Origin of the sequence: Paracoccus sp. (in: a-proteobacteria) (genome assembly GCF_030538695.1) — a bacterium.
GTDB lineage: Bacteria > Pseudomonadota > Alphaproteobacteria > Rhodobacterales > Rhodobacteraceae > Paracoccus.
Genome location: NZ_JAUNTN010000024.1, coordinates 35,260 through 50,237 on the forward strand (window position 1 = coordinate 35,260; position 14,978 = coordinate 50,237).

At 62.5% G+C, this 14,978-nt stretch carries 16 protein-coding genes and 1 tRNA gene; 15 read left to right on the plus strand and 2 right to left on the minus strand.

Translation table 11 applies throughout. The features are described from left to right. Window positions 1–139: 139 nt before the first annotated feature. The 3 genes from Q4G24_RS13510 to kdsA are packed head-to-tail and all read left to right on the plus strand — an operon-like array spanning window position 140 to window position 3,382. On the plus strand, window positions 140–793 hold the full coding sequence (locus Q4G24_RS13510; RefSeq protein WP_303367067.1) for an ABC transporter ATP-binding protein: 654 nt from the start codon (window positions 140–142) through the stop codon (window positions 791–793). Beyond that, window positions 777–2,543, plus strand: a complete 1,767-nt coding sequence (locus tag Q4G24_RS13515) for a capsule biosynthesis protein (RefSeq protein WP_303367068.1) — start codon at window positions 777–779, stop codon at window positions 2,541–2,543. The genes Q4G24_RS13510 and Q4G24_RS13515 overlap by 17 nt, the downstream gene beginning before the upstream one ends. Continuing rightward, entirely contained in the window at window positions 2,540–3,382 is an 843-nt protein-coding gene (gene kdsA / locus Q4G24_RS13520; protein ID WP_303367069.1) for a 3-deoxy-8-phosphooctulonate synthase, read from the plus strand. Before Q4G24_RS13515 ends, kdsA begins: the two co-directional genes overlap by 4 nt. 17 nt (window positions 3,383–3,399) lie before the next feature. Here kdsA and Q4G24_RS13525 read toward each other — a convergent pair whose 3' ends face one another. Beyond that, window positions 3,400–4,575 carry an NAD(P)/FAD-dependent oxidoreductase gene (locus Q4G24_RS13525; RefSeq protein ID WP_303367070.1) on the minus strand — a complete coding sequence of 392 codons (1,176 nt, stop codon included), beginning with the start codon at window positions 4,573–4,575 and terminating at the stop codon, window positions 3,400–3,402. Window positions 4,576–4,668: 93 nt separating this feature from the next. On the opposite strand from Q4G24_RS13525, the gene Q4G24_RS13530 reads away from it, so the two are divergent. Then, window positions 4,669–4,743: transfer RNA gene (locus Q4G24_RS13530), tRNA-Gln, on the plus strand. 156 nt (window positions 4,744–4,899) lie between these two features. Here the strand turns inward: Q4G24_RS13530 and Q4G24_RS13535 are convergent. Beyond that, complete coding sequence (locus Q4G24_RS13535) at window positions 4,900–5,631, minus strand: Stf0 family sulfotransferase (RefSeq protein ID WP_303367071.1); 732 nt, start codon at window positions 5,629–5,631, stop codon at window positions 4,900–4,902. Window positions 5,632–5,916: 285 nt separating this feature from the next. Here Q4G24_RS13535 and Q4G24_RS13540 point away from each other — a divergent pair, with 285 nt between their 5' ends. The 11 genes from Q4G24_RS13540 (at window position 5,917) to Q4G24_RS13590 (ending at window position 14,946) form a co-directional block, all read left to right on the plus strand. Further along, on the plus strand, window positions 5,917–6,276 hold the full coding sequence (locus Q4G24_RS13540; RefSeq protein ID WP_303367072.1) for a c-type cytochrome: 360 nt from the start codon (window positions 5,917–5,919) through the stop codon (window positions 6,274–6,276). Continuing rightward, the gene (locus tag Q4G24_RS13545) at window positions 6,273–7,544 is read left to right on the plus strand and encodes an NAD(P)/FAD-dependent oxidoreductase (RefSeq protein WP_303367073.1); all 1,272 of its coding nucleotides are present in this window, start codon (window positions 6,273–6,275) and stop codon (window positions 7,542–7,544) included. Before Q4G24_RS13540 ends, Q4G24_RS13545 begins: the two co-directional genes overlap by 4 nt. Beyond that, entirely contained in the window at window positions 7,544–8,518 is a 975-nt protein-coding gene (locus tag Q4G24_RS13550; protein ID WP_303367074.1) for a YeeE/YedE family protein, read from the plus strand. Before Q4G24_RS13545 ends, Q4G24_RS13550 begins: the two co-directional genes overlap by 1 nt. Window positions 8,519–8,520: 2 nt before the next feature. Next, window positions 8,521–9,849, plus strand: a complete 1,329-nt coding sequence (locus Q4G24_RS13555; RefSeq protein WP_303367075.1) for an FAD-dependent oxidoreductase — start codon at window positions 8,521–8,523, stop codon at window positions 9,847–9,849. Next, window positions 9,833–10,315, plus strand: coding sequence for a thiosulfate oxidation carrier protein SoxY (locus Q4G24_RS13560; RefSeq protein WP_303367076.1), 483 nt, complete (start codon window positions 9,833–9,835; stop codon window positions 10,313–10,315). The genes Q4G24_RS13555 and Q4G24_RS13560 overlap by 17 nt, the downstream gene beginning before the upstream one ends. A gap of 3 nt (window positions 10,316–10,318) precedes the next feature. Beyond that, complete coding sequence (locus tag Q4G24_RS13565; RefSeq protein WP_303367077.1) at window positions 10,319–10,648, plus strand: thiosulfate oxidation carrier complex protein SoxZ; 330 nt, start codon at window positions 10,319–10,321, stop codon at window positions 10,646–10,648. 260 nt (window positions 10,649–10,908) lie between these two features. Then, window positions 10,909–11,373 (plus strand): Rrf2 family transcriptional regulator, encoded by a 465-nt coding sequence (locus Q4G24_RS13570; protein WP_303367078.1) that lies wholly within the window; start codon window positions 10,909–10,911, stop codon window positions 11,371–11,373. A 150-nt stretch (window positions 11,374–11,523) separates the two neighbouring features. Then, on the plus strand, window positions 11,524–12,522 hold the full coding sequence (locus Q4G24_RS13575) for a sulfate ABC transporter substrate-binding protein (RefSeq protein ID WP_303367079.1): 999 nt from the start codon (window positions 11,524–11,526) through the stop codon (window positions 12,520–12,522). Between the two features lies 1 nt (window position 12,523). After that, window positions 12,524–13,360, plus strand: coding sequence for a sulfate ABC transporter permease subunit CysT (gene cysT / locus Q4G24_RS13580; protein WP_303367080.1), 837 nt, complete (start codon window positions 12,524–12,526; stop codon window positions 13,358–13,360). Further along, a complete protein-coding gene (gene cysW, locus Q4G24_RS13585) occupies window positions 13,353–14,216 on the plus strand; it encodes a sulfate ABC transporter permease subunit CysW (RefSeq protein WP_303367081.1) in 864 nt (287 codons plus the stop codon). The genes cysT and cysW overlap by 8 nt, the downstream gene beginning before the upstream one ends. A 10-nt stretch (window positions 14,217–14,226) precedes the next feature. Then, the gene (locus tag Q4G24_RS13590) at window positions 14,227–14,946 is read left to right on the plus strand and encodes a sulfate/molybdate ABC transporter ATP-binding protein (RefSeq protein ID WP_303367082.1); all 720 of its coding nucleotides are present in this window, start codon (window positions 14,227–14,229) and stop codon (window positions 14,944–14,946) included. Window positions 14,947–14,978: the final 32 nt, after the last annotated feature.

The window sequence follows — 14,978 nt, forward strand, 5'->3', positions numbered from 1 at the left end:
CGGTAACAATAAATCAATAAATACAGGCTAAGGTGGACATAAGCCCGTCATTTACCTATGTTAGCGGCCAGATTCCCGTGCCTTTTGCGGGTCGTTTATCACCTGCCGCCCTTGCCGCGGCCCGCTCAGGATGCTCTGGATGCTGGAGTTCGACAACGTATCGAAATCCTTCTGGACCGGCACCCAGCGCAAGGTGATTCTGGATCAGGCGTCCTTTCAGGTCCAGCTTGGTCACTCGCTGGGGATTCTGGCACCGAACGGCACCGGGAAAACCACCCTTATCAACATGATGTGCGGACTGGAAAAGCCGGATGAAGGCGTGATCCGCCGCGACTGCCGGGTGTCCTTTCCACTGGGCTTCATGGGCGGCATCGTGGGCAAGCACAGCGCCAATGAAAACGCCCGTTTCATCGCCCGCGTCTATGGTCTCGACCCCGATTATGTCGAGGCGTTCTGCCGCTGGATGACCGATATTGGGGAATATTTCGACCAGCCGGTCGGGGTTTACAGCTCGGGGATGCGTCAGCGTTTTACCTTTGCGCTGCTGCTGGCGCTCGAGTTTGATATATACCTGATCGACGAAGGGATGCCGCAGGCCACCGATGTCGAGTTCAACCGCCGCGCAGGCACGGTTTTGTTTGAACGGCTGAAAAGCTCGACGGTGGTTGTTGTCTCGCATCAGGCGGCAACGCTGGAAAAGTTCTGCCGCACGGCTGCGGTGCTGCGGGACGGGAAATTATATATGTTTGAAACTCTGGACGAGGCCAAGCAATTCTATGACTACACCGCCTAAGGCCACCGTCTTTCACACGCGGCGCGGACAATCTGCCCTGACCGCCGCCAGAACCGAGGCCGCACAGACAACCGCGGATCAACCGCTGCCAGACGGTGCCACTCCCCAGCGTCCGGCGGTCTTTCTGCGCCGCCAGATGAATGACGCCCCGCAGCAACCCGAATCAGAGGCCGAAGCCATCGCCCGGCTGACATCAGGCACGCCGGATGACGATGGTTTTGGCAATTTCGCCCTGCCCGGTTCTGCCGCCGCTGAACGTCAGGCGGCCAACACCCCGCAACCGATGGCCGACCGGATTGCCGCAGTTCAGGCCGAAAACCACAGCCCCCGCAAATTGCGGCTGGCCCGCCGGATCGCGGCACTGAACGGCATTGACGCCGCATCCGACGAGGAAGCCGTCGTGCTGCTGCGTGACCGGGGAGTTGATCCGTTCCACCGGGCGCAACTTGGCAAGATCCTGTCCTCTGCCGGCGCACAGGCACAGCGCCAGCCGGCCGCCAACCCACCGGCGCGGGTCGATTCGGCCAACCTGCCGCAAACCACCGCAGCACTGGGCCAGATCGTCCCCGCACAACGTCAGATGCCCTCGCGCGAGGCGCTGACCGAGGAGCGCCGCACCGCCGAGATTTTGCGGGTCCAGCAAGATATTGCCCGCCGCCGCCGCCGCCGTTCGTTCATGCTGCTGCTGCGGTTGTCGTTCTTTATCTTCCTGCCGACCATCATTGCGGGCTGGTATTATTTCACCCAAGCCTCGCCGCTTTACGCCACCCATTCGCAATTCGCGATCCAAAGCGCCGATATGGCTGGCAGCAGCGGCGGCGGCCTGTTGGGGGCTGCGGCCATCAACACCGATGCGGTGCAGGTTCAGGGCTATCTGACCTCACGCGATGCGATGCAGCGGCTGGACAAGGAGCTTGGCTTCAAAAAAGTGTTTCAGGACCCCGACATCGACGTGCTGAAACGCCTGCCCGCAGATGCGACAGATGAACAAGCCTATGGGGTTTATCAAAACTCCGTCAAGGTCGGCTATGACCCGACCGAGGGCGTCATCAACATGGAGGTGATCGCGCCCTCGGCGGAACTGTCGGAAACCTATGCGCAAACCCTGCTGGGCTATGCCGAAGGTCAGGTCGATCAGCTTTCCGCCCGGATGCGCAGCGACCAGATGCGCGAGGCCCGCGACAATTACGCGGATGCCGAACAAAAGCTGGTCGATGCACAAATCCGCATCCAGACCCTGCAAGAGCAGATGGGCGTCATGGATGCCGGCACCGAAGGCGGCATGGTGATGGGCCAGATCTCGACGCTTGAGGCCGAACTTATCAAGAAACAGCTTGAGCTGTCGCAGCTCATGGCAAACGCACGCCCGAACCAAAGCCGCGTTGACGGGGTGCGTGGGGACATTGCCCGGATCGAAGGGTTGCTGACCAGCACCCGCGCCCGACTGACCGAGGCGCAGCAGGGGCAAAGCTCGATCGTCGGGATGCAAAGCCAACTGACGCTGGCGCAGGCCGAACTGGCAACGCGCCAGACCCTGCTTGGCACCGCCGCCGAAATGATGGAGGCCGCCCGGCTGGAAGCGAACAAGCAGGTGCGTTACCTGTCCGTCTCGATTGAGCCGATTCGCCCTGACGAACCCGCCTATCCCAAAGCCTTCGAGAATACGCTGGTCGCCTTCCTCATCTTCTCGGGCATTTATCTGATGCTGTCGCTGACCGCATCCATCCTTCGTGAACAGGTGTCCTCATGACCCAAGCCCATCATGTTTCCGCCCGCGACGTGACCTTTGGCAACGACCTGCCGCTGGTGCTGATCGCCGGTCCCTGCCAGTTGGAGGGGCTGGATCACGCCCTGAACATCGCAGAGGTTCTGGCCAAGGCTTGCCGCGCGGCGGGGGCCGGGTTCATCTTCAAGGCCAGCTATGACAAGGCCAATCGCACGTCGCTGTCGGGTCGGCGCGGCGTCGGTATTCAGGAAGGGCTGCAAATGCTGGCCGATGTGCGTGACCATATCGGTTGCCCGGTGCTGACCGATATTCACGACATCGAACAGGCCCGCGCGGCGGCACAGGTGGCTGACATCATCCAGATCCCGGCGTTTTTGTGCCGCCAGACCGACCTGCTGCTTGCGGCGGGTGAGACCGGCGCGGTGGTAAATATCAAAAAGGGCCAATTCCTGGCCCCTTGGGATATGTCCAATGTTGCCGATAAGGTCGCCTCGACCGGGAACCGCAGCATTCTGCTGACCGAACGCGGTGCCAGTTTTGGCTATAACACGCTGGTCGCGGATATGCGCAGCCTGCCGATCATGGCCCGTACCGGCTATCCGGTCATCATGGACGCCACCCATTCGGTGCAGCAGCCCGGCGGTCAGGGCGGCTCCTCTGGCGGTCAGCGAGAGTTCGCGCCGGTCATGGCCCGCGCAGCGGTCTCGCTTGGCGTGGCGGGGGTGTTCATCGAAACCCATCCCGACCCGGACAGCGCCCCCTCTGACGGGCCGAACATGATCCGTCTGGACCAGATGCCCGCGCTGATCGACAGCCTGATGCGCTTTGACGCGCTGGCGAAATCCGATCCGGTGATGGGCTGACGCGCTTTGCGGTGTGATTAAAGCGCCTTGGCGGCGGCATGGGCGCTGGCCCATGCCCATTGGAAATTATAGCCGCCAAGCCAGCCGGTCACATCCACCGCCTCGCCAATGAAAAACAGCCCCGGCACCGCGCGGGTCTGCATGGTTTTCGCGTCCAGATCACGGGTATCGACGCCGCCAACGGTGACTTCGGCGGTGCGATACCCCTCGCTGCCGACCGGACGCACCTGCCAGCGGTTCACCCGCGCCCCAAGCGCATCCAGCACCCTGTTGGGCTGATCCGCCAGCCGCATTCCGATCAGGCCAGCCTCGGCCACAATCGCCTCGGCCAGTCGCGCGGGCAGGAAACCTGCCAGCACTGTGGCCACCGCCACGCGCCCCGAGGCACTGCGCCGGTCTTTCAGCGCGGCGGCAAGATCAGTGCCCGGACACAGATCCAGAATCAGCACCTCTCCCGGCTGCCAATAGCTCGACAGTTGCAGGATAACCGGCCCCGACAGCCCGCGATGGGTAAACAGCAGGTCATCCTGAAACCGGACCTTGCCAACCTGCCCCGAGGCCGCCACGGCAACCCCCGCCAGCGGACGGCACAGCGTCAGATCCTGCTCGGCAAATGTCAGAGGCACCAGACCGGGGCGCGTCTCGACCAGCCGCAAACCGAAATCGCGGGCAATATCATAGGCCAGCCCGGTCGCCCCCATCTTCGGGATCGACTTGCCACCCGTTGCCACTACCACCCGCGCAGCCGCAACCGGCCCACCCCCGGTCTGCACGATAAAGCCATCCGCACCGCGGCTGACACCCTGCACCGGACAGTTCAGGCGCAGTTCGGCCCCCCGCATCCGGTCCAGCAGCATCGAAACGATCTGCCCCGCCTTGCCATCGCAAAACAACTGCCCGGCCGTTTTCTCATGCCAGGCGATACCCGCCCGATCCACCAGCGCCACGAAATCCGCAGGTCGGAAGCCCGCCAGCGCCGAGGCTGCAAAGCGTGGGTTTTCGGACAGAAACCGATCCCGCGTCGTGGCCATATTGGTGAAGTTGCAACGCCCGCCGCCGGAAATGCGAATCTTTTCGCCCGGTCGCCGCGCATGATCCAGCACCAGCACCCGCCGCCCCGGCGCAACCGCGCTGCCCGCGCAAAACAGCCCCGCCGCCCCAGCGCCCAAAATGACCAGATCGAAATGTTCCATGCGCTCCGGTAACGCCCTGTTCACCAACCGGCAAGTTTTTTATCAAACCCCCTTGCACCCCCCGCCACACCCCGCTAAATACGCCCGCACCGTTGGGGCGTAGCCAAGTGGTAAGGCACCGGTTTTTGGTACCGCGCACCGTAGGTTCGAATCCTACCGCCCCAGCCAACTTCATCCAGCTATTCGATATGATTGGCATTTCGGTGCCGTATTATGAGCTTACTGACCAGCCTGTGCCGTCAGCATCACGGCCCACCGGGCAGGCAGCACTTTGCAGGCAAAACATTTCGCCTGCACGAAGTCCCGACCCTGCCGGGCCGGACCTCAAAGCCCAAGATCAAGTTTTTTCAGGTATTCCTTGCGGAAACGATCTTCCCATTCGGCATTAAGGTCCGTGGACTGGCGCTCGACCCAAGGTTTATACGAGGCCGCATCTGGATAATCAGAGACATCGCATCCAAGAAATGTTGCGATCTCTGCCAGAATACGGTTCTGGTCGGCAAGAAGCTCTTCGTAAACCACATTATAGCAGGGCCGGCCAAGTATCCCGATCATCCGCTCGATAATGCGGTTTCCCTGCACATAATGCCCCAGAAGTTTCAATATCCCGTCAAAGGAATAATCGCTGTCCGTGACCTCTCCCTCTTTGGACATTGTGGAAAACCATTGTCCCGTCCGCAGCGCAATGAAACCGGAAATCGCCTGCCGCACCAGATTCTCCCGGCGCGGATAAACAAAGCGCCATTGGTCCAGATTTTTCGGAAACTCTCCCATTGCAAACATATACTGCAACGCATTCGCCGTGGTTTTGATCGAAATGCGGCCATTGTTGCTGACATAATCCACGAAATGCGGGGCCAGCTCACTGCTGCGCCGGATGTCACGGGTTTCAACCAATTCCCCAAGCAAGCCCGTCGGCCTGAGGAACTCCTGAAAGTCAAAGCCGTAAGCCCCTAAAGAAGCCGACAACAGGGTGCTGCCCGAACGCGAGGTACAAAGGATGGCGCTTTTCTGTAACCCATCTGGAAAACCCGCGCCGGGTTGGTCGTAAACCATATTTCCGGGCATTTTACTGAACAGGGCGGTTTCGGAAATCCCCAGAAAACCAGCAAGATCACCTCGGTCTGCCACGGTCCATATCCTCGATCACATGCATTTCGTGTCGCCGCATATCTTGGCGTGCGAGTTTTGACAATGTTGCAGGCCGGCCACCGCTGCCCGACAGATCAGCCGTATAGAACAAACGCCCTGTATCCTTGGCAGAATCAAACCCAGCCTTCCCTTGTCACGGCACCACAGTCTGCCGTAACCCTGCACGAAACAGATGGGGAAACATTGCTGATGACACGCCTGCCGTGCCTGATTTTGCCGCTGGCTTTGCTGGCCGCGCCCGCGCTGGCCCAAGAAACGCTGGAACTGCGCGAAATGACGCCCGAGCTTCTGGCCCGGATCGATGCCGCCAGCGATACCGCTGGTCAGCAAATGCTGGCCGGGCCTTGCGCAAGCTGCCACGGGCCGGACGGCCATTCCGCCGGGGCGATTCCGTCCATCGCCGGGATGGATGCAATCGAGATGCAGCGGAAATTGCTGGCCTTTCGCAAAGACGAGGCCCCGGCCACGGTCATGGGCCGGTTGATGAAGGGTTATGACGATCAGCAGATCATGGCGCTGTCACTTTGGTTCTCGGGGGTAGAGAAATGACGTTTACGCGGCGTAATCTTTTGGGTGGCATGGCGGCGGGCGCGGGATTGATGGCCGCGCCGGGGCTGCTGCGGGCGCAAGGCGCGGCGCATGTCGTTGTGGTCGGCGGCGGGTTCGGCGGGGCGACGGCGGCGCGCTATCTGAAACGCCACAACCCCGACCTGCGGGTGACGCTGATCGAGCCGTCACAGCGGTTCGTGACCTGCCCGTTCTCGAATCTCTACCTTGGCGGGCTGCGCGATTGGGACAGCATCAGCCACGGTTTCGACGGGCTGCGGGCTGCGGGGATCGAGGTTATCCACGCCACCGCCGATGATGTGGACACGGCGGCCCGCACCGTTCAGGTCGGCGGCGACCGTATCAGCTATGATCGGCTGATCCTGTCGCCCGGCATCGACATCCGCTGGTCCGCGCTGGAGGGTTATGACGAGGCCGCCGCCGAACTCGCCCCCCATGCGTGGAAGGCCGGGCCGCAGACGCAATTGCTGAAACAACAGCTAGAGGCGATGCCGGACGGCGGCACGTTCATCATGTCGATCACCGACGGCGCTTTCCGCTGCCCCCCCGGCCCGTATGAGCGGGCATCCATGGTCGCGCATTATTTCAAGACCCATAAGCCTGCATCGAAAATCCTGCTGCTCGACAGCAAGGAAAGTTTTTCCAAACAGGGCCTGTTCCGGCAGGGTTGGGATGCGCTTTATGGCGATATGATCGAATGGGTCAGTCAGGTTGATGACGGGCAGGTGGTGCGCGTCGATGCGGCCGCGCGGCAGGTGGAAACCGCCTTTGGCGCGGTGCATACCGCCGACGTGCTGAACGTGGTGCCGCCGCAAAAAGCTGGTTGGATCGCGGATCGCGCCGGTGTCAGCGACGCAACCGGCTGGGTACCGGTCAAGGGCAATACGTTTGAATCCGCGCTGGCCGAGCATGTCTATGTGATCGGTGATGCGACCATCGCCGCGCCGATGCCGAAATCGGGATTCTGTGCCAATGCGCAGGGCAAGGTCGCGGCGGCGGCGATCACTGCCGATCTGGCAGGGCGTGAGCCGCCCGCCGCCAGTTTCGCAAACACCTGTTACAGCCTGATCGGCCCGGACTACGGCATTTCCGTCGCCGGAGTCTATGCCGCCGATGGCGACAAGGTGGTGGAAATCGAAGGCTCGGGCGGGGTCAGCCCGATGGATGCCGACGCCGATTTCCGCAAGGCCGAGGCGGTTTATGGCGCGGGCTGGTATGCCTCGATCAGCGCGGACATCTGGGGGGCCTGATGGCGGTTCTGGCCGGTCTGATCCTTGGGCTGATCTTTGGCGCGGCGGCGCGGGCCGGGCGGTTCTGCCTGTTGCGCGGGGTCAAGGGCTTCTGGACCGGCGATCTGTCGCCGCTGCGGGCCTTTGCGCTGGCTTTGGCCGTGGGCATTGCGGTGACGCAAGGGCTGGTTCTGGCCGGTCTGCTGGATCTGTCGAACAGCCTGCCCCTGCGCCCGCGCTGGTCTTGGGTCGGGTTGCTGAGCGGCGGGGCGATCTTCGGCGTGGGCATGGTGCTGGCGAATGCCTGTGGGGCGCGGTCGCTGGTTCTGGCCGCTGGCGGGAACATGCGCTCGGTTCTGGTGCTCTTGGTGATGGGGCTGGCGGCGCAGGCCAGCCTGACCGGCGTTCTGGCCCCGCTGCGCGGCTGGATCGGTGGGATTGGTCTGGCAGATCACAACACGCTGACCGCGCCGCTCTGGCTGGCCGGGGTCGCCGTTCTGGCGCTGCTGGGTTTCGCCTGGCCTCTGCGCAAGCGCCCGCTTGAAGCGATCACCGCCACGATCATCGGCGCCACCATCGCGGGCGGCTGGTGGGCGGTCTATGCCAGCGATGATCCGTTCGACCCGCGCATCCTGACCGCGATCAGCTTTATTGCGCCGACCGCCGACAGCCTGCTGTATGTGATGCTGTCCACCGGGCGCAGCCTTGGCTTTGGTGTCGCGCTGGTTGGCGGCACTTTGATCGGGGCGTTCGTTATGGCGCTGATCGGGCGTGACGCACGGCTGGAAACCTTCACTGGCACCGGCCAGACCTTGCGCGCCATATCGGGCGGGCTGTTCATGGGATTTGGCGGTGTGCTTGCAATGGGCTGTTCAATCGGGCAAGGTTTAAGCGGAGTTTCTACGCTGTCGCTGGCCAGTCTGGTCGCGTTTGCCGGTATCCTGACCGGGATTGCGGTTGCTCTGACCATCCTCAGACCGCAACGAACAGGTTAACCATGATCCGCCGCCGATCCATTCTGACCGGGATTCCCGGCCTTGCCCTAGGTATGGCCGCCACGCCTTTGCTGGCCGCGCCCGCCGTTCTGACCGCTGTAACCGTGCTGCTGCCCCGGTCCGGCCCGGCGCCGCGCATCGTGATCTGCGGCGGCGGCTGGGGCGGGCTGACCGCTGCGCGTTACCTGCGCGAACAGATCCCCGATGCTGATGTGATCCTGCTGGAGCGTAACCCGTTCTTCTGGTCGCTGCCGATGTCGAACAAATGGCTGATCGACGTGGTGGATACCGCGTTTCTGACCCATGATTTCCTGCACCCGGCGCTGAAATACGGCTATCGCACGATGCAATGCGATGTCACCGGCTTCGACCGTGACCGCAAGATCGTGCGCACCTCCAAGGGCAATGTCGATTACGATTTCCTGATCCTCGCAGGCGGTATCCGCAACGCCTATGATATGTGGTTCGGGGATGATGTGGATGCGGCGGAATACACCCGCCAGCATTTCCCATCCGCCTATACGCCCGGCAATGAGATGCTGGCGGTCAAGAACAAGGTCCGCAACTTTACCGGCGGCACCATGGTGATGACCCTGCCGCCGCCGCCGCACCGCTGCCCGCCCTCGCCCTATGAGCGCGCCTGCCTGATAGCCTGGCATTTCAAGACCAACAAGATTCCGGCCAAGATCCTGATTCTGGACCCGAAACCGGGCGTCGCCCCGATCAGCGCCGGTTATCGTGCGGCGTTTACGGAACTCTATGGCGATATTATCGAACATGTCCCGAATGCGGGCGTCAAAAGCCTTGATCCCTATGCCAAGAAGATCAGCACCGAAGCGGGCGATTTCGACTTTGACGACGCGATCTTCATGCCGCCCCACCGGGCGTCCGATATGGTGTATTGGGCCGATGTGATCGGCACCGACGATCAGGGCCAGCCGACGGGCTGGGCCGATACCGACCCGGCGTTTTTCCATATGCGCCGCGATGACAGCGTGTATGTCATTGGCGACAGCATGGGCATGATCTCGCCGCAATTCGGTCATTACCCGAAATCGGCACATGTGGCGAATTACATCGGCAAGATCGTCGCCGGTTATATCGCGCAGCGTGTCCGGGGCGAGGATGTGACCCGCCGCCTGCCCGATAACCTGTGCTATATGCTGGTGAACAACGACCCGCAGGAGGCGATCTCGGTCGAGTTTGATTATGAAATCGGGCCGGACGGCAATGTGATCCAGAACCAGATTGACATTGACGTGCGCACCCCCGACCTGCTGGTCGAGGATTTTGCCTGGGTGAATGGGATGTTTGATGACTTTTTACGCTGAGCCTACACGACGCGCGGTTCTGGCTGGCGGGGCAGCGGCGATGGCGCTGTGGCCCCTGTCCGCGCACGCGCAGATCATGACCCATGCGGTGCCGCAGCCGGACAGCACCGTGTCCGACGCCGAGGCCGATGCCTTTCTGAACGGCGCCACCCCGGTTGACGCGGGGCTGGAGCTGATCCTGCCCGCGCTGGGTGACAACCCTGCCGCCGTGCCGGTGCAGGTCCGGGTGACGGAACCGATCACCGAGGACAGTTGGTGCGAGGAGATCATTCTGTTGGCGGAACGCAATCCGATCCCCGTCGCCAGCCATTTCCGCTTTACCAAAGCCAGCGGCGCGGCCGAAGTGGCGGTGCGGGTGCGACTGATCGAAAGCATGAAACTGCGGGCCTTGGCCCGGATGAATGACGGTCGTTTTTTGCAGGCCAGCGCGGAGATTACCGTCGCTGCCGGCGGCTGCGGGATGTAAGACATGGCACGACCTCCACGCATCTGGCTCAGCACCGAAACCCCGGCAAAGGGCGAAATCGTCCGCGTGCGCGCGCAGACCGTTCACACGATGGAAACCGGCTTTCGCTTTGACGCCGAGGGCCGTGTTCTGCCGCAGGACACGATGACGGCCTTTCGCACCACGCTGAACGACGACCTGTTGCTGGACTGGCAACCGGAACGCGCCATCGCGCAGAACCCCTATATCGAGTTCACCTTTGCCGCCCGGCAAAGCGGCACCCTGCGCATGGTCTGGACCGACGACAGCGGCGACTTTGCCGAGGCCGAACGCGAGATCACGCTTCAGGGCTGATCCTGCACCACCGGCTAGAACGGACAAGCCCAGCATGTTCGGGGTTGTCCATCCCCCAAACACCGGTTCACGCGGCTGTTCCATGTCTGCCGCCATCTGCACTTGCCAATTCCCGCAGGGGCGGCCCCGGCCGGTTTTCAGCGTCCCATAGGGCAACATCGCAAGCTTTTGTCACAACAGCCTGCGCAGATTGACGCAATCGCTGCGGGATCAGCAAGCGCCTGCTTGCCGTCTGGCCTCTGGCTGGCGTATGGAAGGCCATGATAACGCAAAAGATGAAATACGCCCTGAAAGCAATGATCGAGCTGGCCCTCGAAAAGGCCGGCGACGGTAAGGCGTTGCGTATCGAGGAAATCGCCCGCCGTTCCGGCACGCCCAAGCGGTTTCTGGAACATATCCTGCTGGAGATCCGCAACGCAGGCTATGTGGCCTCGGTCCGGGGACGGGCGGGCGGCTATCTGCTGATCAAGGAACCCGATCAGGTGCCTCTGTCAGAGCTGATGCGTCTGATCGACGGCCCCATCGCGCCCCTGCCCTGCCTGTCGCGCAGCGCCTATCAACGCTGTGAAGATTGCGTGGACGAAGTGACCTGCCGCATCCGCAAGATCTTTGGCGAGGTGTTCTGGTCCTATCTGGTGCTGCTTGATTCGCTGACCCTGGCTGATCTGGTGAATGTCGATACCAGTGCCGAGGGCGCCGCCCTGCTGGAACAGATCAGCGGCTAACGCCCCCCAATCTTACATTGTGTTGTTTCTGAACGTTTTTCACGCGCGAAAAAATATCCTACCAACACGACAAACATTAGCGTGATTTTTTCGTTGCTTTTAACGACTAATCCTGTCGATATTAACGCAATAAAGACAGGAGAGATCACCATGACCGCAACCACCCGCCCCCTCTGGCGCAGCCTGCTGGCTGGTGCCGCGCTGTCGCTGCTGACGCTGACCGGCGCACAGGCACAATCCCTGCTGAACGTCAGCTATGACCCCACGCGAGAGTTTTACCGTGACTATAACGCCCTGTTCGCCGCGCATTGGCAGGCGCTGGGGCATCCTGCACCGCAGATCGAGACCAGCCACGGCGGGTCCGGGGCGCAGGCCCGCGCGGTTGTGGACGGGCTGAACGCGCAGGTCGTCACGCTGGCGCTGGCCAGCGACATCGAGCGGATCGCCGCCACCGGCAAACTGCCCGAGGACTGGCAGTCGAAACTGCCGCATAATTCCTCGCCCTATACCTCGACCATGGTGTTTCTGGTCCGGCAGGGGAACCCAAAGAACATTCAGGACTGGGGCGACCTGACCCGCGACGGGATCGAGGTCATCACTCCAAACCCGAAAACCAGCGGCGCGGCGCGGTGGAATTACCTTGCCGCATGGGCTTGGGCGGAAAAGAACGACCGCGACCCGGCCGAGTTCGTCGGTCAGATTTACAAGAACGTGCCGGTGCTGGACAGCGGCGCACGCGGTTCGACAACCACATTCGCGCAGCGCGGTATTGGTGATGTGCTGCTGGCTTGGGAAAACGAAGCCTATCTGGCGCTGAAGGAGTTGGGCGAGGATAATTTCGACATCGTGGTGCCATCGGTCTCGGTTCTGGCCGAGCCGCCCGTGGCGCTGGTTGAGGGCAACCTGACGGATGCGACACGCCCGCTGGCCGAGGAATATCTGAATTACCTCTATTCCCCCGAGGCACAGGCGCTGGCCTATAAGCATTTCTACCGCGCATGGGACCAATCCGCCGCCGACCCGGCCGATGTCGCCCGCTTCCCTGCACTGGAACTGGTGGACATCGCCCATTTCGGCGGCTGGGCCAAGGTGCAGCCCGAGCATTTCGGTGAGGGCGGCATTTTCGATCAGATCTATACGGCGAAATAAGATGGCGCGGGCAATCATTCACCGCTCGCCCATGCCGGGGCTGGGGATCAGCGCCGGGATCACGCTGACCATGTTGTCGCTGATCGTGCTGGTTCCGATTGCCGCCCTGCTGCTGCAGGGTGCGCAATTCGGACTTGGCAATATCTGGGACACGATCAACCGTCCCCGCGTTTGGACCGCGCTGTTTCTGTCGTTCCGGCTGTCGCTGCTGGCGGCGCTGTTCAATCTGGTGTTCGGAGTGCTGCTGGCATGGGTTCTGGTGCGCTATCGCTTTCCGGGACGCCGCCTGATCGACGCCGCCGTTGACCTGCCCTTTGCCTTGCCCACCGCCGTTGCGGGCATCGCGCTGACCGCGCTTTATGCGCCGAACGGGGTGCTTGGGTCGCTGGCCGGCGGGATCGGCTGGAAGATCGCCTATACCCAATGGGGCATCTTTCTGGCGCTGGTGTTTGTCGGCCTGCCCTTTGTCACCCGCACAGTCCAGCCGGTGATCGAGGAGATCGACCGCGAGGTCGAGGAAGCCTCGGCCACCCTTGGCGCCAGCCGGTTCCACACCCTGCGCCGGGTTGTGCTGCCGATGCTTATGCCCGCTGCGCTGACCGGCTTTGCGCTGTCTCTGGCGCGGGCGGTCGGGGAATATGGCAGTGTGATCTTTATCGCCGGGAACATCCCGATGAAGACCGAGATCGCCCCTCTGCTGATCGTGATTCAGCTTGAGGAGTTCAACTATGACGCCGCCGCAGCCATCGGCATTGCGATGCTGATCATCAGCTTTTCGATGCTGCTGCTGATTAACCTGATCCAGATTTTCAGCCGCCGGAGGATCGGTCATGTCTGACACCACCACCGCCCGCTATCGCAGCGTGACCACCGAAACCCCGGCCACCCGGCTTGTGCTGATTACGCTGGCCGTCGGCGGGCTGGCGCTGCTGGTGCTGGCGCCCCTGGCCGTCGTCTTTGCCGAGGCTTTGGCACGCGGTTGGGCCGCCGCCATCAGCAGCCTTGGCAGCCCCGATGCGCAATCCGCGGTCAGGCTGACGCTGATCATCGCCGCCATTACCGTGCCGCTGAATGCCATTTTCGGGGTCGCAGCCGCATGGTTCATCACCAAGTTCCAGTTCCGCGGCAAAGCGTTCCTGATTACGCTGATCGACCTGCCGTTCTCGGTCTCGCCGGTGGTGGCGGGCCTGTGCATCGTGCTGACCTTTGGTGCCAATTCCATGGTTGGCGGCTGGCTGGTCGCACATGGCTACCCGATCGTCTTTGCCCTGCCCGGCATCGTGATTGCGACCATGTTCGTTACCTTTCCCTTTGTCGCGCGGGAATTGATCCCGGTGATGATCGAACAGGGCCGCGCCGAAGAGGAAGCCGCCCTGACCCTTGGCGCTTCTGGCTGGCACACGTTCCGCACCGTGACCCTGCCCAATATCCGCTGGGCGCTGCTTTACGGCGTGCTGTTGTGCAACGCCCGCGCCATGGGCGAGTTCGGCGCGGTGGCGGTCGTTTCCGGCAAGATCCGGGGCCAGACCGCGACCATGCCGATCACGATTGAGATGCTCTATAACGAATACCTCTCGGTCGCCGCCTTTTCGATGGCCGCGCTGCTGACCGCGCTGGCGCTGCTGACGCTGCTGCTGAAAACCCTGCTGGAACTGCGCCACGCCGACCAGCTTGCCGCCACCCACCGCCATTAAGGACATCGCCATGAATATCGACATCGACCAGATCAGCAAAGCCTTTGGCGCGACCGCCGCGCTGCATCCGACCTCGCTGCGGATACCCTCGGGAACGCTGGTGGCGCTGCTGGGGCCGTCCGGTTCGGGCAAAACCACGCTGCTGCGCATCCTTGGCGGGCTGGAATATCCGACGGGCGGGCGCGTGCGTTTCGACGGGCAGGACGCAACCAACCTGTCGGTTCAGGAACGCCGTGCGGGGTTCGTGTTCCAGTCCTATGCGCTGTTCCGGCATATGACCGTGTTCGACAATATCGCCTATGGCCTGAACGCGCGCCCGCGCCGGGACCGCCCGGCCAAAGCCGACATTGCCCGCCGGGTGAACGATCTGCTGAACCTGATCCGCCTGCCCGACATCGGCGCACGCTATCCCAATCAGCTTTCCGGCGGTCAGCGTCAACGGGTTGCGCTGGCCCGTGCGCTGGCGATTGAACCCCGGATGCTGCTGCTGGACGAGCCGTTCGGCGCGCTGGACGCCAAGGTGCGCAAAGAGCTGCGCCAGGGCCTGCGCGACATTCACGACCAGACCGGGCTGACCTCGATCTTTGTCACCCACGATCAGGACGAGGCGATGGAGCTGGCCGATCTGGTCGTGGTCATGTCCATGGGCCGGATCGAGCAGGTTGGCACCCCGCAAGAGATCCGCGCCAACCCGGCCACCGCCTTTGTCCGCGATTTCATTGCCGCCTGAGACGCCCGGCGGGGCCGCGTTTTACGGCCCCT